At 56.2% G+C, this 22,857-nt stretch carries 20 protein-coding genes; 7 read left to right on the top strand and 13 right to left on the bottom strand.

The annotated features are described in order from the left end of the window. The first annotated feature begins 35 nt into the window (after positions 1-35). The gene (rnd, locus tag AZE99_RS05110) at positions 36-1,226 is read left to right on the top strand and encodes a ribonuclease D (RefSeq protein ID WP_067203297.1); all 1,191 of its coding nucleotides are present in this window, start codon (positions 36-38) and stop codon (positions 1,224-1,226) included. On the opposite strand, the gene AZE99_RS05105 is transcribed toward rnd, so the two are convergent. From AZE99_RS05105 to AZE99_RS05090, 4 genes are all read right to left on the bottom strand, one after another. After that, entirely contained in the window at positions 1,227-2,747 is a 1,521-nt protein-coding gene (locus AZE99_RS05105; RefSeq protein ID WP_067198607.1) for a Ppx/GppA family phosphatase, read from the bottom strand. Next, positions 2,744-4,933 carry an RNA degradosome polyphosphate kinase gene (locus tag AZE99_RS05100; protein ID WP_082788245.1) on the bottom strand — a complete coding sequence of 730 codons (2,190 nt, stop codon included), beginning with the start codon at positions 4,931-4,933 and terminating at the stop codon, positions 2,744-2,746. Before AZE99_RS05100 ends, AZE99_RS05105 begins: the two co-directional genes overlap by 4 nt. A gap of 3 nt (positions 4,934-4,936) precedes the next feature. Then, positions 4,937-5,491, bottom strand: a complete 555-nt coding sequence (locus AZE99_RS05095; RefSeq protein ID WP_067198605.1) for a DnaA ATPase domain-containing protein — start codon at positions 5,489-5,491, stop codon at positions 4,937-4,939. A gap of 72 nt (positions 5,492-5,563) precedes the next feature. Next, entirely contained in the window at positions 5,564-6,853 is a 1,290-nt protein-coding gene (locus tag AZE99_RS05090) for a hypothetical protein (protein ID WP_067198603.1), read from the bottom strand. Positions 6,854-6,915: 62 nt separating this feature from the next. Here AZE99_RS05090 and purM point away from each other — a divergent pair, with 62 nt between their 5' ends. After that, positions 6,916-8,022, top strand: coding sequence for a phosphoribosylformylglycinamidine cyclo-ligase (gene purM, locus AZE99_RS05085; RefSeq protein WP_067198601.1), 1,107 nt, complete (start codon positions 6,916-6,918; stop codon positions 8,020-8,022). Further along, positions 8,015-8,980, top strand: coding sequence for a phosphoribosylglycinamide formyltransferase (gene purN / locus AZE99_RS05080; protein WP_067198600.1), 966 nt, complete (start codon positions 8,015-8,017; stop codon positions 8,978-8,980). Before purM ends, purN begins: the two co-directional genes overlap by 8 nt. Before the next feature lie 176 nt (positions 8,981-9,156). Here the strand turns inward: purN and AZE99_RS05075 are convergent, their stop codons facing one another. Beyond that, the gene (locus tag AZE99_RS05075) at positions 9,157-9,738 is read right to left on the bottom strand and encodes a LuxR C-terminal-related transcriptional regulator (protein ID WP_067203293.1); all 582 of its coding nucleotides are present in this window, start codon (positions 9,736-9,738) and stop codon (positions 9,157-9,159) included. A gap of 239 nt (positions 9,739-9,977) precedes the next feature. On the opposite strand from AZE99_RS05075, the gene AZE99_RS05070 reads away from it, so the two are divergent. After that, positions 9,978-11,303, top strand: a complete 1,326-nt coding sequence (locus AZE99_RS05070; RefSeq protein WP_067198598.1) for an oxygenase MpaB family protein — start codon at positions 9,978-9,980, stop codon at positions 11,301-11,303. Beyond that, positions 11,296-11,982 (top strand): CerR family C-terminal domain-containing protein, encoded by a 687-nt coding sequence (locus tag AZE99_RS05065; protein ID WP_067198597.1) that lies wholly within the window; start codon positions 11,296-11,298, stop codon positions 11,980-11,982. Before AZE99_RS05070 ends, AZE99_RS05065 begins: the two co-directional genes overlap by 8 nt. 28 nt (positions 11,983-12,010) lie before the next feature. Here AZE99_RS05065 and putA read toward each other — a convergent pair whose 3' ends face one another. Both putA and AZE99_RS05050 read right to left on the bottom strand, forming a co-directional pair. Continuing rightward, complete coding sequence (putA, locus tag AZE99_RS05060) at positions 12,011-15,490, bottom strand: bifunctional proline dehydrogenase/L-glutamate gamma-semialdehyde dehydrogenase PutA (protein WP_067198596.1); 3,480 nt, start codon at positions 15,488-15,490, stop codon at positions 12,011-12,013. A 694-nt stretch (positions 15,491-16,184) separates the two neighbouring features. After that, positions 16,185-16,958 (bottom strand): SDR family oxidoreductase, encoded by a 774-nt coding sequence (locus AZE99_RS05050; RefSeq protein ID WP_067198592.1) that lies wholly within the window; start codon positions 16,956-16,958, stop codon positions 16,185-16,187. An 84-nt stretch (positions 16,959-17,042) separates the two neighbouring features. Here AZE99_RS05050 and AZE99_RS05045 point away from each other — a divergent pair, with 84 nt between their 5' ends. Further along, positions 17,043-17,549, top strand: coding sequence for a nuclear transport factor 2 family protein (locus AZE99_RS05045; protein WP_067198590.1), 507 nt, complete (start codon positions 17,043-17,045; stop codon positions 17,547-17,549). 193 nt (positions 17,550-17,742) lie between these two features. Here the strand turns inward: AZE99_RS05045 and AZE99_RS05040 are convergent, their stop codons facing one another. From AZE99_RS05040 to AZE99_RS05030, 3 genes are all read right to left on the bottom strand, one after another. After that, positions 17,743-18,513 (bottom strand): enoyl-CoA hydratase/isomerase family protein, encoded by a 771-nt coding sequence (locus AZE99_RS05040; RefSeq protein WP_067198588.1) that lies wholly within the window; start codon positions 18,511-18,513, stop codon positions 17,743-17,745. Positions 18,514-18,592: 79 nt separating this feature from the next. Further along, positions 18,593-19,378, bottom strand: a complete 786-nt coding sequence (locus AZE99_RS05035; RefSeq protein ID WP_067198587.1) for an SDR family oxidoreductase — start codon at positions 19,376-19,378, stop codon at positions 18,593-18,595. A gap of 103 nt (positions 19,379-19,481) precedes the next feature. Continuing rightward, a complete protein-coding gene (locus tag AZE99_RS05030) occupies positions 19,482-20,243 on the bottom strand; it encodes an SDR family NAD(P)-dependent oxidoreductase (protein ID WP_067198585.1) in 762 nt (253 codons plus the stop codon). Positions 20,244-20,360: 117 nt separating this feature from the next. Here AZE99_RS05030 and AZE99_RS05025 point away from each other — a divergent pair, with 117 nt between their 5' ends. Next, entirely contained in the window at positions 20,361-21,065 is a 705-nt protein-coding gene (locus AZE99_RS05025) for a FadR/GntR family transcriptional regulator (protein WP_067198583.1), read from the top strand. Positions 21,066-21,299: 234 nt separating this feature from the next. On the opposite strand, the gene ndk is transcribed toward AZE99_RS05025, so the two are convergent. The 3 genes from ndk to AZE99_RS05010 all read right to left on the bottom strand — a co-directional run bounded on the left by ndk (position 21,300) and on the right by AZE99_RS05010 (position 22,821). Further along, positions 21,300-21,722 (bottom strand): nucleoside-diphosphate kinase, encoded by a 423-nt coding sequence (gene ndk / locus AZE99_RS05020; RefSeq protein ID WP_067198581.1) that lies wholly within the window; start codon positions 21,720-21,722, stop codon positions 21,300-21,302. Positions 21,723-21,808: 86 nt separating this feature from the next. Further along, positions 21,809-22,315 (bottom strand): hypothetical protein, encoded by a 507-nt coding sequence (locus tag AZE99_RS05015; protein WP_067198579.1) that lies wholly within the window; start codon positions 22,313-22,315, stop codon positions 21,809-21,811. A 68-nt stretch (positions 22,316-22,383) separates the two neighbouring features. Then, the gene (locus AZE99_RS05010; protein ID WP_067198577.1) at positions 22,384-22,821 is read right to left on the bottom strand and encodes a DNA polymerase III subunit chi; all 438 of its coding nucleotides are present in this window, start codon (positions 22,819-22,821) and stop codon (positions 22,384-22,386) included. Between the last annotated feature and the right edge of the window lie 36 nt (positions 22,822-22,857).

Below are 22,857 nucleotides of genomic sequence, written 5' to 3'. Positions count from 1 at the left end.
TTTGCGGGATGAGCCGCCCGCTGTATAGCATAAAAATGCACATCCACAATTTGCTGACAGACAATCAGGACATCGCCGATATCTGCGCTCGCTTTGCGACGGCGGATTTCATCACGGTTGATACAGAGTTCATGCGCGAGAACACATATTGGCCCATTCTCTGCCTCATCCAGATTTCCGACGGCAAGGAAGCCGCCGCGATTGACCCTCTGGCAAAAGGCGTCGATCTTGGCCCCTTGCTTGAGTTGATGGTCAACAATGAGAATGTGCTCAAGATTTTCCACGCTGGCGGGCAGGATGTAGAAATCATCCACAATCTGACCGGCAAGACTCCTCACCCGATATTTGACACCCAGATCGCTGCCATGGCGATCGGCCAGAGCGAACAGATCGGCTATGCCAATCTGGTTGACAGCTGGCTGGGAATCACGTTGGACAAAGGCGCCCGATTTACTGACTGGTCACGCCGACCGCTCAACACACGCCAACTCGAATATGCCGTGGCTGACGTCACCCATCTGGCCAAAATTTTCCCGATGATGCTGGAAAAATTGCGAGAGACGGGACGGGGCAGATGGATTAATGCCGAGATGGAAAAACTCGCAGATCCCGAAAATTACGTGAATGATCCGGAAAAATCCTGGCTGCGGGTCAAGTCGCAGGGAAGAAATCTGGACATGCTCGGCAGACTGAAAGCGCTGGCCGCTTGGCGGGAGCGAGAAGCCCAGTCCAAAGACCTGCCGCGCGGACGGATCATGCGCGATGAAACACTGGCAGACATCGCCGCCCATCCCCCCAAGGATCAAGCAAAGCTGGGGCAGGTCCGCGGACTTTCGGCTGGTTGGAAAAACAACGATATTGGCGCCCGTTTGATGGATGTTATCGAACAGGCGGAACCGCTGTCACGGGACGATCTGCCGCTCAAAATCGGGCGGCGCCCGAAAAATGGCAAATCCAACGCACTGGTCACGGATCTGCTCAAATTATTGCTCAAGATTCGTTCGGCGGAGATGAATGTCGCATCCCGCCTACTTGCTCGTGCCGATGACCTGGAACGCATCGTCGCCGGAGAACGCGAAGACGTGCCTCTACTCGAAGGCTGGCGCTATGAAGAATTTGGCCGGGACGCACTGGATCTGGTTGAAGGCCGGGTGAGCTTCACCGTGAAAGATGGCAAGCTCAAAATGACCCACCAGCAAGAAGGTGACAGCGCTGAAGCGGAATAGCTAGACGGTGGTCATCACCGGTTCCAGACCCATCATGTTCGCGAGATGGCCGTGCCGTTTGGCAACCGCATCGCCATAAAGATGGACCAGATCACCAGCTATTGTCAGCTCAAGCTTTTTCCCAGACTTGCGGATTTGCGTTTGTTCCAGCGGATTACGGGTACCACCACTGAGCCGCTGCGCCAGCCGCATCGCAAGTCCCCAGCTGATCGCGCGCTGGGTTGCCTGCTCGCTGGCGAGCTTGCCACCTCCGGGGAATATATAATTTCCGCCGCCGAAACTGGTATAGAGTGCCTGCCCAAGCATCTCGCGTTCCGGGCCGCTGATTGCGACCCAATTGCCATGCAAGCCAATCTCTAATCCTCGCTCTGCCCGAAAATTGGGGTTTGCTCGCCAAGCGACATCGCCCAGATTACAGGCAGCCTGACGGATGCGGTGCCATTCGACCGGATCGTCAGAAAAAATATCGGTTATCCATTCACCGAGCAATTTGCTGTTCGCCGGAAAACGCGCTTGTGCAGCTCCAGCGTCTTCGGTTGCCAGCAACAACGGATCACGAGCCGCTTCCTGCTTGCTGATAGCTTGGTACAACAGGCCTTCCCGTACCCCATAAGCGGAAACCACCATCTTGCTACTGTTCAGATAACGCACCAGCATTGACAATAGCCAGGCGGCATCCTTCAGTGTCGGTATCCGCGACGTAGAGAGGCCGGGGACATTTTTGAGCTTGTCTCGGTTCAGTTGCGCCAACCGGCTGACTAGCCTTTGTGCGCGCCGCGGCTCCATTTCGTAGTTGTGAATCACGGGGAGCGGATAGTGGCTGTCAAACATATCGAGCCGAGCCAGTGACCGCCAGGATCCACCCACCAGATAGAAAGGAAGTTCTTGCACTTGCTTCTCCCATCCGGTTTTTTTGAGCATCTTTCGCACTTGACTCTTGAGCGCGTCCTGGCCCTTGGCGCGCAGGTCCGCGACCCTCAACACGCCGAGCGGAAAGGAATATCGTTCGAGCACCTTGCCTTTATCAACCATCGCCAGTTCCAGGCTGCCTCCGCCCAGATCACCCACTATACCCTTGGCATCTGGTATTCCGGAGATGACGCCCAGTGCTGCCGACTCCGCTTCTTCTTCACCCTGCAACACCACAACATCGTAGCCAATCTCGTGCGCGGCTTGCAGCAGCTCCTTGCCGTTGCTTGCATCCCGTACCGCCGCGGTGGCGAAACTCTTGATGCTGTCGACTTCCATTTCCATACACAGGCGATGGAAACGCTTTAGGCCACGTATGGCAAGCGCCATTGAATCCTTTGCAATCGCGCCGGTCGTCGACAATTCCTTACCCAGGCCGGCCATCACTTTTTCATTGAACAGGATTGCCGGAACCCTGACCGGGCCCTGATAGACAACCAGCCGGATGGAGTTTGACCCAATATCCACGATCGCCGTCCGCTGGCTGCTGTGTTTATTTCTCACTTGCACAGAATTGGCTGCAACACCTTTTGCCACCAACACCCGGGTCACGCCTTTTTCTTGCGGCGGCGCAAGCTGAGACGGGGAACCGCATTGCTTTTCTTGAGCGCCTTGCCGCGGCCGGACAGTGACGGATTGGTCATGAAATAGCGATGCAGATTGAACGGTTTGTCAGAAGGTTTCACCCTTGTATAACTGCCATCAGCATTTAATTCCCAGCTCTGCTCGTCATCGATCAAATTGGCCACCATGACCTGATCCAATATCTGATCATGTACGGTCTTGTTGGTAATAGGCATCATATATTCAACGCGGCGGTCAAGATTGCGCGGCATCCAGTCAGCAGATGAAATATAGAGTTTAGCCCCGTCATTTGGTAGTTCCTGGCCATTGCCGAACGCCCAGATACGGCTGTGCTCCAGAAAACGGCCGACCACAGACTTGACCCGGATATGATCCGACATGCCCGGCACATCTGGCCGCAGACAGCAAATGCCCCGGACCACCAGATCAATTTCAACACCGGCATTGCTCGCTTGATATAGTTTCTCGATCAGGGCCGGGTCGACAAGTGAATTCATCTTCGCCCAGACCATACCGGCCTTGCCCGCACGGACATTGACAATTTCCTGATCGATTAGCCCCATTAGGTCCTTGCGCATATCGCGCGGAGACATGGAAATAAGTTCCAGTTCCTTGGGTTCGACATAGCCAGTGATATAGTTGAATAGTTGCGCCGCATCGCGCGCCGCCCTCGGGTCAGCAGTGAAGAAGCTCAGATCGGTATAGATTTTAGCGGTAATCGGATGATAATTGCCGGTGCCGAAATGGCAATAGGTGCGATAGCCTTCCTGCTCCTTGCGCACGACCATCGAGATTTTCGCGTGGGTTTTCCATTCGATAAATCCGTATACGACCTGCACTCCAGCTCGTTCCAGTGCGCTAGCCCAGAGCAGATTCTGCTCTTCATCAAAGCGCGCCTTGAGCTCGACGATTGCAGTCACAGATTTGCCGGCTTCTGCGGCATCGATAAGTGCCCGAATGACGGCGGATTGCTTGCCGGCGCGATATAGGGTCTGTTTAATCGCGACGACATCGGGATCGGCAGCCGCCTGCCGCAAAAATTCGATCACCACTTCGAATGATTCATAGGGGTGATGGACGAGGATATCCTTATCACGAATAGCGGCGAAACAATCGCCGCCATGCTCTCTAATACGCTCCGGAAAACGCGGACTATACGGCGTGAATTTCAGATCAGGGCGGTCTTCGTCGACTAGGATGTCAAGATCACTAACTCCTACCAGACCGTTGACCCGGCTTTCCGTTGCGCCGTCATGCAGCAGATTCTCACGCAGCATTGCAACAACGGGCTCCGCCAGTTTCGGCCCCATTTCCAACCGGATCACATCCCCGCGTCGGCGACGTTTGATAGCACTGCGGAAATAGCGAACGAGATCCTCCGCCTCTTCTTCCACTTCGATATCACTGTCGCGAATGATCCGGAACAGGCCGCTGCTTTTCACGGCGTAGCCAGGGAAGAGAATATCGGAAAATTGCTGAATGACGGTTTCGACAGACACATAGATCGCGGACTCGCCAGGCAAGCGAATGAAACGCGGCAGACCCGACGGTATCATCACCAATTCGCGAATACCCTGATTATCCGACAATCTGACCAGATCGAAAACAAGGCTGAGTCCCTTGTTGGGAATGAAAGGAAAAGGATGAGCCGGATCGAGAGCCTGCGGCGTCAGCACCGGGAATATCTGATCGAGAAAATGCTGTCGGAACCAGGCCTTCCCATCATCGGAAAGCTCGCTCACCGTCGAAACATATATATCTTCTGCGGCAAGCGTCTTGGACAGAGATGACCAGACCCGCTGCTGATGTTCCAGCAACGCGTCGGCCCGGATTGCAATTGCTTCCAGTTGCTGCGTGGCGGTCAGACCGTCGGCTGAACGTTCCTCGATATTCTGTCGATATTGCCCCACGAGCCCGGCAAAGCGGACCATGAAAAATTCGTCGAGATTGCTTCCGGAAATGGACAGGAAGCGCAACCGCTCAAGCAACGGATGTGCGGTATTTTCAGCCTCTTCGATGACCCGCTCATTAAACCCGAGCCAGCTTATTTCGCGATTGAAATAGCGCTTGCTTCCATCTTCCGAAAAAGCACCATTGGCATCGTCCGCTGTCGATATGTCCGCATCCAGCGACTCTGCAGCAGGATTTTCCATCGGTTAAATATCCACCTTTTGATCATCATCCAAAAAAACGAGCGCTGACTTCGCGATAGCCAGATTGACTGGCTTCTTGCTCTCGATCGCAAGCGCATCCATTTTTTGCGCCAATTGACGCACCATAGCATAGGAGCGGACCATGCGTTTTTCCAGATAGCGCAGCGCGTCTTCGGAAATGGTAAGCCCGCGCATTGCAAAATATTTCTGAAACAGCCCGTTGATCATCGCCTGATCGGGCGGACCGATTTCAAGATGCAGTGATGCTGCGAGCCGGGATTTCAGATCGGGAAGGTTGATCCCCCACTCCGAGACCAGTTTTGACGACAAAAGCAATAACGGCTTATGTTCGCTGTTGGCCCGGTTCCAGAGGTGGAATAGCTCCGTATCCTCATGTTCAGAAGCATCATCGAGGCACAGCCCACCACTCTCCGTCTCGAACGCCGCCGCCATGGTGGATTTACCGCAGCCTTCAGGGCCAGTCAAAATCAACGTGTGGTGCACCCAGTCCTGCCAGTTCCCCAGGTGACGATGCACCTCCGCATTGGCGGCAGTCACCAGATATCCTCCCTGTTCCTGCGACGGTTTTTGTTCAAGAGGGAGAGGTATCTGACTCACTGTCTCGCTACATCATTGTCCGGAACGACTGATACGCAGGGCGCCCGCTCCTTGCTGGACCTGCCAGCCTTGCGCCCGAAGCGCCTGGGCCAAGGTAGAAATATCGCCGCGGTAATTCACGCTCATAACGGAAACGCCGCCTAGCGCGAGGCTGGATGTCGAAGCAGAGGTCACACCCGGTATTGAACGCACAGATGATTCGCCGCGACCGACCGCACCAACGTCTGGCGTATCAAATTGCAGCGAAATGCTGATTATCGCAGCCGGCGCCGTCACTGGCGTCTCGCCGCCTGTTTCTGATGCGCTGATGGTACCGACCGGAATTGCAGACGCATCGCTCTCGCCAGTCTCCACGGCCAAATCATCGTCAAGATTGAAATCCTCAAGATCCAGTTCATCCAGATTGAAGGGGTCCTCGATAATCAGAGACTTATCAGTTTTCAAAACGCCGCGCGACAAGGCGCTGGAATAGATATTGTCCAATCGTGCGATTCCCTGATCCATCATCTTGGCAACATCTTCGCTGCGGCTCACTTTCAGGGTAAAACTGTCGATGAAGCGGTTATCGGGGCCATAGCGGGCGGTAAAGCGCCCGGTGACTGGGCCGCCGGGATATTTATAGGTCAGCCGGACAATCGGGATGATAACATCCGCTGCACCGAACTGATCGAGAATATTTCGCCACCAGCGCCGACTCGGACGATTTGCCTGCCCCGCGGTTAATACCAGCGACTCGCTGTCTGATCCGTACGGGCGAACATAGTCGATAACGCTATCGCCGGAGCTGAAGCGCGCCCAGGCTTTTTGCCACTCGGTCCGACTTTCAAATACCTGGGCTGACCCGCCGCTCCACATGACTGGCAGGACCAGCAGTGGCGGGGACCGCAATCGCCGTCCGCCAACGCCCAGAATTGAACCTGCTCTGGCCCGATCAAACATAACGCCAAGCGTTGCGATATAGCGTTTCGGCCCGATCTGCTCCTGCTCGATAATGATGGCGGAGACGATCGTGTTAAGCCTATCATCCGGCAGACCGGCGGTTTCGCCACCTTGGGTGCGCTTATAAAGCATTTGCCAAGCCTTGCGCTGAGCTTCCTCCCAGCCTTTTTTGCGCGCATCAACAGCATTGTCACCGTGGACATCGACCTCGACGCCCATGACTTCGAAATCACCTGTGCTGGCCAGCGGCGCAACCCCGCGCTCGGTCCCTTCCAGCTGCGCATAGACGACCGTTCCCGCGAGCATAGTCACAACGGCAACGGCGGCGGCAATCTTGATCCGGAAGTCACTCAAAAAACTCATTTGCGCCCTTTTGACGATTATGGCGTAGAAATCCAGCCGCGACTTGTCTAATCGCACAAGTTATGAGTGAAAAGCAAAATGAACCGGATTCTTACACCTATGCGAAAGCCGGTGTATCTATTGAGGCAGGTAACGCCTTGATCAAAGCGATTGCGCCACTGGCCAAAGCCACGGCGCGTCCGGGCGCAAATGCGGAACTAGGCGGTTTCGGAGGTTTTTTTGATCTGAAAGCAGCAGGTTATCAAGACCCTCTGCTGGTTGCCGCTAATGACGGCGTTGGCACAAAACTGAAACTTGCGATTGACTATGACCGACATGACAGTGTTGGAATCGATCTTGTCGCGATGTGCGTCAATGATCTGATCGTGCAAGGCGCGGAACCTCTGTTCTTCCTCGACTATTTCGCCACCGGCAAGCTTGAAAACGGTATTGCCGAGCGAGTTGTGGCGGGGATTGCCGAAGGCTGCAAGATGTCAGGCTGTGCACTGATCGGTGGCGAAACGGCGGAAATGCCCGGCATGTATGCCGAAGGCGATTATGATCTTGCCGGTTTCTGTGTCGGCGCAGTGGAGCGCAAGAAAGCGATTACCGGAGCGACGATCGAAGCGGGCGATATCCTGCTCGGCCTCGAATCCTCAGGCATCCATTCGAACGGCTTTTCGCTGGTCCGGCGACTGGCCGCAGACAAGGGCTGGAAAATGGATCGCCCTGCCCTTTTCAATCCCGACATATTGTTGATCGAAGCATTGATCGCGCCAACCCGAATCTATGTAAAATCGCTCTTGCCGCTGATGCAGTCCGGTCGGGTGAAGGCTCTCGCCCATATCACCGGAGGCGGTTTGCTGGAAAATATCCCGCGGGTATTACCCGATGGCATGCACGCCCATGTCGATGCTTCGAACTGGGACCAACCCCGTTTGATGGCATTCCTTCAGGCCCAGGGTAATATCGAGCCCGAGGAAATGGCCCGGACCTTCAATTGCGGGATCGGGATGGTACTGGCGGTATCGCCCGACGAAGCACAGTCGATTACGGCAGATCTTCTAGCCGCCGGCGAAAAAGTCCACCGAATCGGCGATGTGCGCAATGGAACCACGGGCTGTTCGGTCAGCGGAACACGCGGCATATGGTCGGCAACGAACGACTGGACCGCCACCCACAATGGCTGACAAAGCCAAAATCGCGATATTAATCTCCGGTCGCGGGTCGAATATGGCGGCGATGGTATACGCAGCCAAAACACCCGACTGCCCGTTTGAAATCATGCTCGTGGCATCCAATGACCCCGATGCCCCCGGCTTGCGGCTCGCAGAAGCAGAGAGCATCGCAACCTTCGCTCATCGACACAAAGGCCTGGCCCGTGAAGCGCATGATGAAATCATGCATGACGCTATAGTCCAGTCAGGGGCCGAATATGTCGTGCTGGCAGGCTATATGCGGATCTTGAGCGATGGCTTTGTCAGAAAATGGACAAATCATATGCTGAACATCCATCCCAGCCTGCTCCCCAAATATAAGGGCCTTGATACTTATCAGCGGGCTATAGATGCCGGAGACAGAGTAGCGGGATGCAGCGTTCATCTGGTCACCGCAGAACTGGATGATGGCCCGGTACTGGCTCAGACCGAAGTCGCCATCCTGTCCGACGACGATGCCGACACTCTAGCCGGCCGGATATTGATTGCCGAGCATCAGCTCTATCCTGCTACATTAGCCAGATATGTTACCCGCGAGAATGATCCGGACTGGATTTTGGGACAGGTTCGCGAGCGCGCTATGGCGCTTGCGGAAACCCACGAACGGCCAAGCTTCGGTGCCCCCGGCTGGCGGGTCGGCAGCGAAAGGACGGGCAAATATTTCGCTTATTTCGCCCAGAGTCATCATGGCGAGGCTAGTATTGCCTTACTCGTGAAAACCACTGGCACGGACGAGCAGGCGGCCCTGATCGACGCCGACCCAGAGCTTTATTATTCACCCAAATTTTATGGAAAGTCTGGCTGGATAGCGATCCGGCTGGATACCGGTAGCACGGATTGGGACCATATCACTGAAAGGCTTTACAAAAGCTGGTGTCAGGTAGCCCCAAGGCGGCTCACCAAAATGGTCGAAATCGCGGATCAATTCTAAAAAAAGTGCATCACGGACTGAAAATCCTTGGACAACAAGGAGGAGGGAAAAATGCTGCCCAAACAATGTCTGCGGCCCGAATTGGGAAAAGAAGCTCCAACCCGCGATGCCTTTCAATAGATAGTCGCGAATAGGCCCAGAATCGATACGGCCATTGGACCGTATGAAAGATAAGCTTACATACCCGCTTCTACGGCGAGCCGGACCATATCCGCGGCGCTAGGGACATCGAGCCGTTTCATCAGAATCGAACGATGCATTTTGATAGTTCGTTCGCTGAGGCCCAATTCATGAGCAATTTGCTTGTTGAGGAGGCCCTTGGCTATAAATTGCAGCACTTCCCGCTGCCGTTTCGACAAATCCTTCACAATCGCCACGGCGCGCATCCGGCGCGGTTTGGCAAGGCTCGGAATATCGGCATCGATTTCAATCTGTGAGCCGAGAAAATATTCCAGTTCGCCCTCTTCGTCAAACAGTGGGGCTACCAGAACGGCGTTCTGGAAGGCTGTGCCATCCTTCTTGTAATTCAATATCTCAACCAACACGGACTTTTGCTGTCGCACGCCGCGTCGAATTTCTTCGGTCAGCCAAGGCTCGGTCGCCTCGCCCGCCAGAAACCGACAGTTCCGACCGACAATGAAATCCCTATCATAACCGGTCAGCGCCAGAAAAGCATCGTTGACCGCGACAATCGGATTATCGGTCAGCCGGGGATTGCTGACCACAGAGGCAATCGGGCTATTTTCGATCAACCTCATGACGGTCGTCTTTGGCAAATCCGATTTTGAAATCGTCAGCTGATTTTGCGCGCCTGTATCTTGCTCGTGATCCATGGTGCCAAGCTACCCGACATACGTAGTTAAAGGCAAGTAATAGAGCCAAGGGGTTATCGCGCCAGAGTGGATTCCCGCGCGCGGCACCATTATGCAATTCCCACTTGAATACCTATCGATCGATAGATATTATTTACGATAGGAAGTATAAAAGGAGTGTGCCCATGGAGAGTCGTCATCATCATCCGGAGCTTTGGAGCCGGGTTGAGCAACAGGCAGTGGATACGCCCGCAATTTTTGGCAGCTTTGATTTCGGCACCATGCCCGAGCGTTTCACAACGGAGCCTTCTGGAGAAAATATGTCGGGATTCACCGATATGATCCCCGATCTGATGGGGGATGAAGCGCTGGTAGAGATGATGGCAGCCTATACGTTCATGGGCGATCCGGTTGCGGACGCCTACGCAGCACGTATCCCCGACTTTGGATTTCGCACGCTGATCGACATGTTGCAGACCGCCTGTGACAACGATCTGGCTGCGGTTCCCGATGCACCGCCCGAACTGGCTGTCTTTATCGCTGCGATGGAAAACCGGCCCGATTGGGTCGATATGGATTTGGTGCGAGAAGGCGCGCGGGTCGAGCGCAACCAATATGCCCATCTCGTGCCCTTCGCGATCCGCGGTGCTTTTCTCGCGACCTTCATGAACCGTTATTCGGCGCTACCAATGGCACTGACCGGGGCGCTGTCCGACAAGCTGGCCGCGAGGCGCGTCCACGAGACGGCAACTTTCTTCACCCTGACAGTCATCCCCGGCGCGCTCGAACGCCATGGCGCGGCGTTCAAGGCAGCGGCAATGGTCCGGCTGATGCATTCGATGGTCCGCTACAATGTCATGCAGCGCGATGGCGTCTGGGACGCCCAAACCTATGGCATCCCGATCCCGCAGGTCGACCAGATGCCCGCAGGACAAATCGGTTCCTTTCTGATCGCCTTTCAGGCGATGCGCGAGGGGCGGGAGCAATTCACACCCGCAGAGCAAGCCCGCATCGAGATCGCCCGCTATCGCTGTTTCCTGCTCGGCCTGCCAGAACAGCTGCTCGGAGAAACACCGCGCGCGATCACGCGCCTGATGCTGGCGCGCCAGGCAACGCTGCGCAATGCGTTTGACGACGAAACCTGCGGCGCGCTAGTGCGCGGCACGATGAACACCCAATTGTCACATGACCAGTCAGTTGCCGGACGGATCGACCGCACATTGGAACGGGGTTTCTCCAAAGCCTTTTTCATCCGTCAGTTCCTGCAGGGCGATACCGAGCGTGCCGAAACAATCGGGGTGCGCTACAGGTTGCGCGACAAGCTGCTCGCGCTTGCTGCGGCCGGGAGAATTTATTCGCGACTGGGATTCTATGACCTGCTTGCCAGGATTCCGATCATTCGCGAAACTGCGGACCGACGCCTCGTCGGCAAGCTGAACCGGCTGCTCGAACGCTATGGCCATGCCGAATTTGTGTCAGATGGCGACAGTTATAGAGCCACACATGGCTGAGCCTGCCAAAACCCCTTCACCTGCCGCCCGCCCGGACGGCTATGCGAAAAGCGACGGCACTCGCAGCGCGATCCTTGATGCAGCACTGGCGGCCTTCGGTGCGCACGGCTTTGCCGGAGCGACGACGCGGGGTATCGCGGCACAGGCGGCGGTTACCCTGCCCTCTATCGCCTATCATTTCGGCGGCAAACAAGGGCTGTATATCGCCTGTGCCGAGGATATCGTCGCACGCTATGAAGGCAGCGCTGCCGACATGATATCGGCCGGCGAGTTCACGCTTGATGCGAGCGGCGACCCGGAACGCTGCCGCGCCGAGCTCAAGCGCTTGCTGCACATGGTCTTGCGGATCTTTGCCGAAACCGAAAGCGCCCAGTCGCGCGCTGATTTCATTGCCCGCGAAATGCGCGAGCGCGGGCCAGCTTTTGTCATCCTCTATGAACGGCTCTGGCAGCCCGGCGTCGACATCGTCGCCCGCTTGCTGGCCGGCGGAAAAGCCAAGCGCGAAGCGACCGAAAGCGATCGGACAGAAGCGCTGATGCTGATTTCCAGCTTGCTGGCCTTCAACACCGGGCGCGATGTCTCGCTCCAGATACTCGGCCGGGACACACTCGACACGGCGGCCCTCGCCTTGCTCGACAGCACCATTGATCGGTTTGTCGACGCGCTGACAAGCAGCTGAGAGCGCCGCAACCGTCTCTCCAAGGCCCCTAGGTCAGTAGCGACACATTTCCTCCCGCAGCAGTTGTATCGATACAGACGTGGCGTTCGACCAGACATTGGTGGCCGAAACTCTCTTCGGTGATGATCGGGATCAGCGGCCCGTCGCGCATGGCAAGCGCCTTGCGGATGGCGCGGATATCCTCGATTTCACTCCAGCAGACAACGGCATCCATACCGGTCAACGCAGACAGAATTTCCCGAGGCACAAATCCGTCGAGCGTATGTTCTCCGGTAGCGCCGGGAACGCAGATCAGCGCTACGCAACCTTGCCGATGTGCCGTCTCCGCCTGCCTTGCAGCATCCTCCCGCGTTGGGCCGAGGCACAATATCGTCCCCCGCGCATAGGTTAACAGCTCATTCGATTCACCGGTTGGTCCGGGCATGATCTCGGAACTGCGTGGTCGCGTGTCGACCGGAGGCAGATCGTCGAGTGCTGTCTGAATCCTTTCGAGATTCAACTCTTCGCCGTGAGTCAATATCGATACCGGCCTGGATCCTGCATGGAAGCGCGGCAGATAATGCGGGCCGCCGGCTTTGGGGCCGGTGCCGGAAAGACCCTCTCCGCCAAAGGGCTGCGACCCGACCACAGCACCAACCTGGTTACGATTGACGTAAATATTTCCGACCTTCAAGGCACTGGTCAGCTTGTCGATGCGGCGCTCGATCCGGGTCTGCAGGCCGAAGGTCAGTCCGTATCCGCGACTGTTGATATCGTCGATGATCTTGTCGAGCTCGTCATTCTTGAACGTGGCAACATGCAGGACCGGACCGAATATCTCTTCTGCCAGATCGTCGATCCCATCGATCCTGATGACCGCCGGTCCGACGAAATAGCCCTCATCCGGACAGTCGAGTTGCTTGAGCAATCTGCCGTCCTTCTCTGCCCTCGCTATGTGTGCGCTGATTTTATCTTGCGCATCCTGATCGATAACGGGGCCGATGTCGGTCGACAGCCACCAGGGATTGCCCATCTCCGTTGCATCCATGGCACCATAGAGCATGTTCAGAAATGGCTCGGCGACATCTTCCTGCAAATAGAGGACCCGTAACGCCGAACAACGCTGCCCGGCGGACTGGAATGCCGAGGTGATGATATCGCGAACCGATTGTTCCGGCAAAGCGGTCGAATCGACGATCATGCAGTTCAGACCGCCGGTCTCGGCGATCAGCAGCGAGTCCGCCTGACCATTTTCGGCGATATTCCGGTTTATCGTCTGCGCGGTCGCGGTAGAGCCGGTAAAACAGACACCATTGATCCGAGCATCGCCGCTGATCGTTGCTCCCACGGTCGCACCAGCGCCCGGCAGCAACTGCAGAGAAGCAACGGGAACGCCGGCTTCGTGCAGCAAATTGGTAGCCAGAGCCGCAATAAGCGGCGTCTGGTCAGCGGGTTTCGCCAATACCGCATTGCCTGCAGCCAGCGCGGCGGCCACCTGACCGGTAAAAATCGCCAGCGGGAAATTCCAGGGCGAGATGCAGCTGATTATGCCACGCGGCTTGCTCTCCGGATGCTTCTCCGCTTCCTTGGCATAATAGCGCAAGAAGTCGACCGCCTCCCGCAATTCGGCGATCGTATCGAACTGGGTTTTGCCCGCTTCGCGCGCCAGTAATGCGAAAATTTCGCCATGATGGTGCTCGTAAAGATCGGCGGCTCTGCACAGGATCGCAGCCCGCTCGGCTACCGGAGCATCCCAGACGCGGGCGTCTTCTATGGCTTGCAGAGCCTGGTTCTCGTCAGCCTCGATCACTTCTCCGACCTGAATATCCACGCGTGCCGGATTGAATATCTTGTGAGTGGTTCCACTGGTTACCGGCCGCACGGTGATAGCTGACGAACGCCAAAGCTTTTCGGCGAAGGGCGCGCGCTCGCCGACATATTCATTCATGTCGGTGCGATTGGCCAGATCCCAGCCGCGCGAATTGACCCGGTCCGGCTGGTACAGATCGCCAGGCTTGATGATCTTCGACCGGCTTGATTGCTGATCGGCCTTCAGCGTCTCGAATGGATCGGTCGCGATCATTTCGGCAGCCACCGTATGATTGGCCAACTGGTTCACAAAGGACGAGTTCGCACCATTTTCCAGCAGGCGCCGGACAAGATAGGCGAGCAATTCACGGTGTTTTCCGACGGGAGCATAGATTCGTGAGCGCACTTTTTCATTGCGGAGCAAGGCATCGTGCAATGTCTCGCCCATGCCGTGCAGCCTCTGGAACTCGAAATCCTGCTGGTTTCCAGCCATTTCGAGAATGGCGGCAACGCTATGGGCATTGTGGGTCGCGAATTGCGGATAGATGCGATCGGTCATTTTCAGCAGCTGGGACGCGCAGCAGATATAGCTGATATCGGTCGCAGATTTGGTTGTGAATACCGGAAAATCGGGGACACCGTCCATCTGCGCCCGCTTGATCTCGCTGTCCCAATAGGCGCCCTTGACCAGGCGAACCATGATCTTTCTGTCCAGCTGGGTCGCCAGCGAATAAAGCCAGTCGAGCACAAAGCTGGCCCGCTTGCCAAAGGCCTGGACCACAACGCCAAAGCCATCCCATCCGGCAAGCCGCGGATCGCTGAGCACCATCTCGATCATGTCGAGCGATATGCCCAGGCGGTAGGCTTCTTCAGCATCGATATTAAGCCCGACATTGGCGTCTCGCGCGGCGCGCGCCAGTTCGCCGACGCGTTCGGCGAGATCGGGAACCGCCTTTGCCTGCTGGCTCATCTCGTAGCGTGGATAGAGCGCTGACAATTTGATCGAGAGACCCGGGTTTTCCCGCAAGTCATCGGAAATAGCGACCTTGGCGATTTCCTTGATCGCATCGGCATAAGCGGCGAAATATTCGTCCGCGCCTTCCTGGGTAATCGCGGCCTCTCCCAGCATATCATAGGAGTAAGTCGCGCCCTTGGCTTTCCACTTCTCCGCTCGCTTCAGCGCCAGCTTCATATCTTCCCCGAGCACGAATTGATTGCCCAGTTCCTTCATCGCCTGACGCACCGCCACCCGGATCACTGGCTCGCCCAGCCGCTTTATGGCGCCCCGCAAAGCGTCGAGCGGGCCGCGGCTTTCCGGCTTGTTGATCACGCTGCGCGTCATCTCCAGCGCATAGGTCGATGCATTGACCAGCGAACTTTCCGACTGGCCGATATGGTCGCGCCAGTTGGACGGTCCGATCTTGTCCTCGATCAGTGCATCAATCGTCTGATTGTCCGGTACGCGCAACAGCGCCTCGGCCAGCGTCATCAACGCCAGCCCTTCGTCGGTGGAAAGACCATATTCGCCCAGAAAACTCTCGGTCAATGTCGGCCCGGAAGCGCTCCGCACATCCCGGACAACCTGAATCGCCCGCTCCTGAATCCGCTCGCGTGTCTGCTCATCCGGGCCGAAATTCGAGATCAGATGTTCCAGAATTTCATTTTCATCACTGCGGTGATGCGTGCGAATCTTTTCCCGGTAGTCCATCAGAGTATTCATGGATCAGAGGTTTCCTAACAAAATTGCCGACATTTTTGTCGCTTGGGGGATCAAATGTCATTGTGAGACCGGACAATGATCGTTGCTTTGTCCTGTTGATCAGTTGGCCGAGGACCACCGAATATCTCACTTCCGGTTGCAAACGCAACCTTTGTCGCCTGATCGGCGCGATTTTCCATTTCAATATCAGGAGGTCACCGCAATCCAGAGACAAAGAAATATGGGTCGCTGCCGCGCGGACGTCGTGCGCGCCCAACGAATCCCGTACCGCGCCGCAAACTTTACAGAAATGACTGGTTTTATTTTCCGTGACTTTTCCCCCGAAGCCAGAGATATCCTGGACTTTCGAGACAGCATCTATGCGGCGAGTGTAAACTTTCGATTCTCACCGGCAATCGCTCCGGTTCCATTCTGCAGGCGTGCGGAAGGGGTGTTCTTCTCTCCAAATTGTCAAAGAGCCTGACCCGAGCGCAGCGATGGACCGACCGAGAGAATAAACATTCGGCGCGGGTGTAGGAAAGCGGTTTCCAAGAATTGGGTAGCCGTTGCGATTATCACCATATTTTCCTTTTCGCCTTGCCAGCGCAAATTGGTGCATCTCCAAGCAGAGACATCGCCCGTTGTGATGTCTCTGACAGCATGGATTTGGATAATATCGTTCTTCCAATATGGGAAGACCGACCCCATCAAATGGTCAGGGCACCACACCCTCCATCACTGATTTCGCATTATCGACCCTGATGGCGGCGCCATTGATGAACTTGCTTTCGTCCGATGCCAGAAACAATATGGTATTGGCGATATCATCCGGTTCGCCCAGCGCGCTTGGTGCTGGCCCTTCGCTGGAAGGGCGGAGATCGTCGCGGCCCATGACCTTGGGACCGATGGCCTCGACCATTGGCGTTAATATCCCAGCAGGGTGGACGCTGTTGCAGCGAATATTATATTTGTTGTTCGCGCAATGGACCGCGACACTGCGGGTCAGACTCTCGATTGCACCCTTGGCCATCGCATAAGCGACGACGATCGGCTCACCGATGATCGAAGCGATCGAGCACATGTTGATGATCGTCCCTCCACCAGAGGCTTTCATCGCGGGCACCGCATATTTACAGCCAAAAAAGGCGCCATCGGCACTCACCGCCATGACGAAGCGATATTCCTCGGCCGTTTGCGTCTCGATCGTTCCCGGTTCGACCACACCGGCATTATTGACCAATATGTCGAGCTTGCCATGGCGAGAAACGACATCGGCAACCAAGTCCTCCCAGCCCTGTTCATCGCGGACATCCTGAATCTGGAATTCAGCCGCATCACCAATGTCTCCGGCAACCCGCTGACCATTTTCTTCGTCCATGTCGGTGAGGATGACGGTCGCGCCCTCGCGCGCAAACATCCGGGCATCAGCTTCGCCCAGTCCCTTGGCCGCGCCTGTTATTATTGCCACTTTGCCTTGCAGTCTGCCCATGCTTTATCTCCTCAACAGTCATTGCGGTGAAGGCTAGGGCCAGAGTCAAATTATAACGACTGACAAAATTAGGAGATATCAGGGATGTACACATTGGAGCAGCTGTCGGCACGCGAAGAGATTCGCGATATCCTGCATCGTTATTGCAAGGGGATTGATCGCCGCGACTGGCCGCTGGTCCGCTCCTGTTTTGCCGATGATCATGTCCACAAGCATGCCGAATATGAGGGACCGCCGGACGAGTTCATCGGCTTTGCCAGCCAGACGCTGGAAAATATCCCTGGCACCCACCACTCCATCTCCAATGTACACATCGACCTGTCGGACGACGGCAACAGCGCCACCACCGAGGCCAATTTTGTCGCCTATCATTATATTGAAGCGGGCAATCCCGACTTCGCTCCGTGCGAAACCCGTGGCAAGGCAACGGACTGGATCGTTGCCGGTCGCTATTGTGACAGACTTGAACGGCGCAATGGCAGCTGGATCATCGTCAAGCGGGAAGCCTTCCACGACTGGGAACGATCAGCGGAGGCGAGTAGTTCAGCAGTGACGGTGGGGCATCATGTTGGTGGTAATTCGCTAGGGTAAAGAGATTTGGGTGCGCGAAGGGCAGCAGCTAGCCCTGGCGGAGGGGGCATGCGGCCGTGCCCTGACCTATGCCGCCCGTCGGGAAGTGCCAATCTCCTCCAATGGTCATAGCGGTACGCCAATAGGGACTGACTCCATTCTGTGACGAGCAAATTTGGGAAGGTCGTCGAGGGCTGCCAAGCTTATACTGCCGTCAGCCTTTGGCCGCTGCCGCTGTGAGCGAGCCGAGTGCTTCATGGGCAAGGCCACCGGCCAGACCGTTCATCATCCGGCAGCGTAGATCGTGCACCAGAACCTGACGCGTGTAACGCAGAACAGGGGTCGGCAATTGCGCCAGTTGCGATCCGAGCTCCCTGGCGCGGGTCAGCAATTCGGCGGCAGGCAGCACTTCGCCCACGACCCCAAGTTGCTTGGCTTCGGCCGCACCGATGCGTTCGCCGGTCAAAAGGAAATAGCGTCCGCGATTGGGGCCGAGCAACATCGGCCAGATCACATGCACGCCATCGCCCGGCACGGTTCGACCCGGGACGTGAGCCAGATCCGCAAATTCGGCATGTTCGGCTGCGAGCACGATATCCGACAATATCAGCAGTTCGGCATGAATATGGGCGGGCCCGTTAACTGCACCGATTACAGGCACCGGAATCGCCAGCAGGTTGTTCAGCAGCCCGACGCCTTCTTCATAAATGCGCGGCCACATTTCAGCCTGACTGCCTTCGTGGAACATTTCCTCCGCATCAAATTTGGTCAGAAAACTGTCACCCTCCCCTGTCAGGATCACGACCTTGTTTTCCGTGTCGCGCGCCACGTCAAGAAAGGCATTTGGGAGTTCGGCGTGCAGGCTGTTGAGGGACATGCCCCACATCGGCGGCCCACCACGACTGTGCATGGTCATGATCAGAACACCCTTGTCCCGCTCAAACCGGATTGTGCTATATTTTGTTTCGTAATCGCTAAGTTGCATTTCATCATACTCCCGGAAATTTATCTGGCACGGTCGATGCCTGACGCATCGGCAAAAGCTTCACGGTGCGGCGCAGCAATTATGGCCGCATGATCCAGCCGCCATCAACATGAATGGTCTGACCCGTGATCCACTCTCCGGCCTTGGAGCATAGCAGCATCAGTGCGCCGACAAGTTCATCCGGTTCGCCGCGGGGCTTGGTGGCAACGGTCGCCTGCAGGTGCTGTATGAAGGGAGAGTCATCGGGGACCAGCATCTTTCCCGCATCAGAAGTCACATTGCCCGGTGCGATCGCATTGCAGGTAATACCCTCTTTGCCAAATTGCTTGGCAAGCGTGGTCGTCAAACCCACCAGAGCGATTTTTGAAATGCCGTAAAGACCGGTTGCCGGAAAGGCGCCACCGCTGGTCTGATTGATAATGCGGCCACCACCACGCTCGCGCATCGAAGGAATGCAAGCGCGTGCGCAAAGCAGGGCGCCATTGAGATTGACTGCAAAGGCCTTGTTCCAAGCATCCATGCTGACGGTTTCACAATTGTCATAGCTGACATCGACCATCAGCGCGGCATTATTCACCAATATATCGACGCCGCCGAATTTCTCGATCGCCGCTGCCCCCATCGCCAGAGTTGACGCCTCGTCTGCAACATCGACTTTGACGCCCAGTGCCTTGCCCCCAGCCGCAATAACTTCCTCCGCGACCGCCAGTGCCCCATCTTCATTGAGATCGGCCACCACAACGGAAGCCCCGGCATTGGCCAGGCCCAGGGCATATGCCCGGCCGATAGAATTGCCACGGCCACCAGCGCCGGTGACAATTGCCACCTTGTTGTCGAGCCGAAATTGATCAAGTTCAAATGCCATTTACCCGCACTCCTGTTATTCGAGGTTCGCCAGACAATTTTTGCTCAGTTGGAATGTCTGGAGTCCTGGCTCCTGCGGCCGCGAAGCATTGAAATATCCACGATCATCCCGCCGTGATGCCTGCGTCGATATTTATGCACGCACCGTGGTAACCGCGCCCGGCATCGCTGGCGAGCAGGCACACCATGTCGGCAACATCGTCCACCTCGACCAGCCCCCGCAATCCTGTATAGCGCCGGATCAGTTCCACATCGGCATCATCCGGAAATTTCATGTTCGTCGCGATATTGGTCATCATGCCACCAGGCGCGACGGCGTTGATACGGATCGGCTGCTTGGCATATTCCATCGCCATCGCCTTGGTCATGCCCACCAGCCCGGACTTGCTGGCGCAATAAGCCGCTGCATAAGCCTCGCCCAGAAAGGCTGCCGAAGAAGCGACATTGACGATGGCTCCCTCTGTCTTGAGCAAATGGGGGATTGCCGATTGGGAAAGCAGAAACGGCGCGGTCAAGTTGACCGCAATGGTGCGCTGGAGTTGTTCGACCGGCATATCGGGCGTTTTGGCCATATAGATGAGCCCCGCCACATTACACAGCGCATCAAATCGCCCAAATGTATCTGCTGCATGATCGACCGGCGCGCTGCACGCTACCGGATCAGTCAAGTCGGCAACTTGCACTATCGCGACCCCGCCACTGTCACCAATGATAGCGGAAGTCTCTGCAAGCCCCGTCTCGTCAACATCGACAAGGCAAAGCTTCGCACCGGCCGACGCAAGCTTGATTGCGGTGGCGCGGCCAAGACCAGAAGCAGCCCCCGTCACCAATGCAACCTTGCCATCCATGTTGATCCTGATTTCCATGAATCACGCTATAATATGCACATATATCGAGAGTCAAAGCAATTTTCGAGGCCTTATCTGTTGACTGATGCAAATTATATAGGTTTAATTATCGTCAGTCATTGAGAGGCGCAGGAAATGGTTAAAAAGACACGACAGCGCGGGCAGCTGGTTCAGGCCACGGCCGAAACATTGCGGCAACGCGTCTTCGCCAACGAGCCAGGCGCGCAGATTGGATCTCTTCGCGAGCTTGCCGAGGTTTTCAATGTAGGCATCGTCACGATTCAGCAGGTTGCTCGAATTCTGGAGCATGAAGGCTTGCTTGAAGTTCGCCGGGGACCGGGTGGCGGCTATTTCGGTCGCCGACCCGATATCGATACGCTTGAGAGCATTTTAGCGGCATATATGCGAAGCCAGCCCGCGTCCTGGGAAGAGGCCCTCGATATGACCTCGTTGCTTTTTAACGAGCTATGCGCCGCCGCCGCCAGTGTCGATATTCCGGGGGAGCTACGAGAGGAGATGCTTGCACTTGGAAGGGAGATTGATGATTGCGATCCGCAATCCGAACTGAGCCTATTCGAAGAGAAATTTCAGAACATGCTCTTTCGGATGGTCAATCGTCCGCTGTTCGAACTTCTCACACGAGTCACATTGCACTTTTCACTATCAAATCCACCGGAGGTCTCTGCTCAAGGCCTCATTTCACCCGAGCTATGGCGCGCTGGCCGCCAACGCATCATCGCTGCCATATTAGCCGGTGACGTGCCGCTAGCCCGCTTCGAGGCCGACCGCTCGAATCGTCAAATCATCATGAGATCCATGGGCCAGGCCGCAGCTGTTTAGGGCATATGGTCGCGCTTGGACCGATGTTTTCGACGTAAGGGCTTGTAAGAGACGAACAGGCGGATCGAAGACATCCCGGAAAGCGAACATGCCAAAATATAAAGCTTGCTGTTGCCGCGCGGGGCAGACGGAGAGTTCGCATATCCCCCTCACACGCTTAGCGAGCACATATCAAAACGCCCGGCCGCAGATCTGCAACCGGGCGCTTGAATAGGCGAAGTTTAGGCGAAATGCCTAGCCGACGATTTCGTCTTCATTGAAGAAATAGGCGATTTCGATCGCTGCATTTTCTTCGCTGTCAGAACCGTGAACGGTGTTGGCTTCGAGGCTTTCAGCCAGTTCCTTGCGGATCGTGCCGGGAGCCGCGTCGGCAGGGTTGGTCGCGCCCATGATGTCGCGGTTGGCCTGCATCGCATTTTCGCCTTCCAGCACCTGGACGACGCAAGGGCCGCTGATCATGAAATCAACCAGTTCGCCAAAAAACGGACGTTCCTTGTGTACCGCATAAAAGCCTTCGGCCTGTTCACGGGTCATGTGGATGCGCTTGGAAGCGACGACGCGCAGTCCTGCTTCTTCCAGCATTTTGATGACAGCACCAGTGATGTTGCGGCGGGTTGCGTCGGGTTTAATGATCGAGAATGTCCGTGTCACGGCCATGATAAAGCTCCATAAATTTAGGGATAGTCGAAAGTTGCGCCGCCCTTAGCCGCTGCACTGCACCATGGCAAGTTTTCGATTGGGTCCTAGCTATTCCCGCCCGCGACAATCGTCCCGGTCACGCCTCCATCGGGAGATTTGGTCACCGAGATGTGAACAGCTTCACCATCCGCCCGTTCGCCGCCGATCATCTGCATGTCCCCGGCCTTGACCTCGGTTTTTACCGCGATCCCTTTTGCTGCCATCTGCTTCCGATAGAAGGCAATCACATCGTCAAGGCCATCTGCAGTCTTGAAGACGACCATCGCGCCGGATTTACCCTCACCCATGCCCGTCATGCTGGACTGGATTTCGGCTCCAGGATAGAGGCCGATATCCATCGGCAGATCCTTGGTCACCTTGTCGCCCGTCGCGATGCGCACTTCACCCTTTTCGGTCTTGATCAACGTTTCGCTATTCTCGTCATCGCCACGCACCGAATAGCTGCCCTCATTGCCGTCTCCATCATCAAAGGAACCGGAAGCCATTTCGCTATCGTTGCTGCCGCAGGCGGCAATGACAAATGTGACGGGCAGAAGCAGATATTTATACATGAGCTAAGCTCCGGATTTTGAGGCGCGACCACTATCCGAATGTACCGGAAATCACCGGGTTTGGCAAATCAGGGGCCTTCTACCCAACGACCGCCATCCTGCTTCCAGTAGCGCGGGGTGACAGCTTCCCGGTTAGCCAAATCCCGCCAAACAGTGCGCGCATGGTCGATCTGGTCGGCGGTAAACAGGAAGAAGGCGCGCTCGAAATTCAGCGCCTCTTCCCGCCACGAGCCATCGGACAGGATGATATATTGCGCACCGTTCAGCGCCTCGCACTGATCGGAGATCAGGATCGGCTGCTCCGCCTGCCCCTCGGATCCAGCAAGATCATGAGCCAGAAAGCTGGCCGGATCAGTGCTCCACAAAGCATCGCTGAGCGCGGAACGGCGGCCTTCGTCCTGCGACAGCAGCAACAGCCTTTTTCCAACATCCAGCGATTTGCTGGCCAGCATCGGCACCAGCTTGACCGCCGGATCGCGGGTCAGATGATAGAAATCAACCCGCACCGCGCGACTTTCGAGTCAGGCTTCGCCGCATTGCTA

Origin of the sequence: Sphingorhabdus sp. M41 (genome assembly GCF_001586275.1) — a bacterium.
In the GTDB taxonomy this organism is placed as follows: domain Bacteria; phylum Pseudomonadota; class Alphaproteobacteria; order Sphingomonadales; family Sphingomonadaceae; genus Parasphingorhabdus.
Note: the sequence above shows the minus strand (reverse complement) of the source record. Positions and strands in the feature narration are given on the sequence as shown.

Coding starts and splice junctions, on each gene's coding strand:
- rnd (WP_067203297.1), top strand. CDS start 36: ATGCACATCCACAATTTGCTGACAGACAATCAGGACATCGCCGATATC.
- AZE99_RS05100 (WP_082788245.1), bottom strand. CDS start 4,933: ATGGAAAATCCTGCTGCAGAGTCGCTGGATGCGGACATATCGACAGCG.
- AZE99_RS05090 (WP_067198603.1), bottom strand. CDS start 6,853: ATGAGTTTTTTGAGTGACTTCCGGATCAAGATTGCCGCCGCCGTTGCC.
- purM (WP_067198601.1), top strand. CDS start 6,916: ATGAGTGAAAAGCAAAATGAACCGGATTCTTACACCTATGCGAAAGCC.
- purN (WP_067198600.1), top strand. CDS start 8,015: ATGGCTGACAAAGCCAAAATCGCGATATTAATCTCCGGTCGCGGGTCG.
- AZE99_RS05075 (WP_067203293.1), bottom strand. CDS start 9,738: ATGAGGTTGATCGAAAATAGCCCGATTGCCTCTGTGGTCAGCAATCCC.
- AZE99_RS05070 (WP_067198598.1), top strand. CDS start 9,978: ATGGAGAGTCGTCATCATCATCCGGAGCTTTGGAGCCGGGTTGAGCAA.
- AZE99_RS05065 (WP_067198597.1), top strand. CDS start 11,296: ATGGCTGAGCCTGCCAAAACCCCTTCACCTGCCGCCCGCCCGGACGGC.
- putA (WP_067198596.1), bottom strand. CDS start 15,490: ATGAATACTCTGATGGACTACCGGGAAAAGATTCGCACGCATCACCGC.
- AZE99_RS05050 (WP_067198592.1), bottom strand. CDS start 16,958: ATGGGCAGACTGCAAGGCAAAGTGGCAATAATAACAGGCGCGGCCAAG.
- AZE99_RS05045 (WP_067198590.1), top strand. CDS start 17,043: ATGTACACATTGGAGCAGCTGTCGGCACGCGAAGAGATTCGCGATATC.
- AZE99_RS05040 (WP_067198588.1), bottom strand. CDS start 18,513: ATGCAACTTAGCGATTACGAAACAAAATATAGCACAATCCGGTTTGAG.
- AZE99_RS05035 (WP_067198587.1), bottom strand. CDS start 19,378: ATGGCATTTGAACTTGATCAATTTCGGCTCGACAACAAGGTGGCAATT.
- AZE99_RS05030 (WP_067198585.1), bottom strand. CDS start 20,243: ATGGAAATCAGGATCAACATGGATGGCAAGGTTGCATTGGTGACGGGG.
- AZE99_RS05025 (WP_067198583.1), top strand. CDS start 20,361: ATGGTTAAAAAGACACGACAGCGCGGGCAGCTGGTTCAGGCCACGGCC.
- ndk (WP_067198581.1), bottom strand. CDS start 21,722: ATGGCCGTGACACGGACATTCTCGATCATTAAACCCGACGCAACCCGC.
- AZE99_RS05015 (WP_067198579.1), bottom strand. CDS start 22,315: ATGTATAAATATCTGCTTCTGCCCGTCACATTTGTCATTGCCGCCTGC.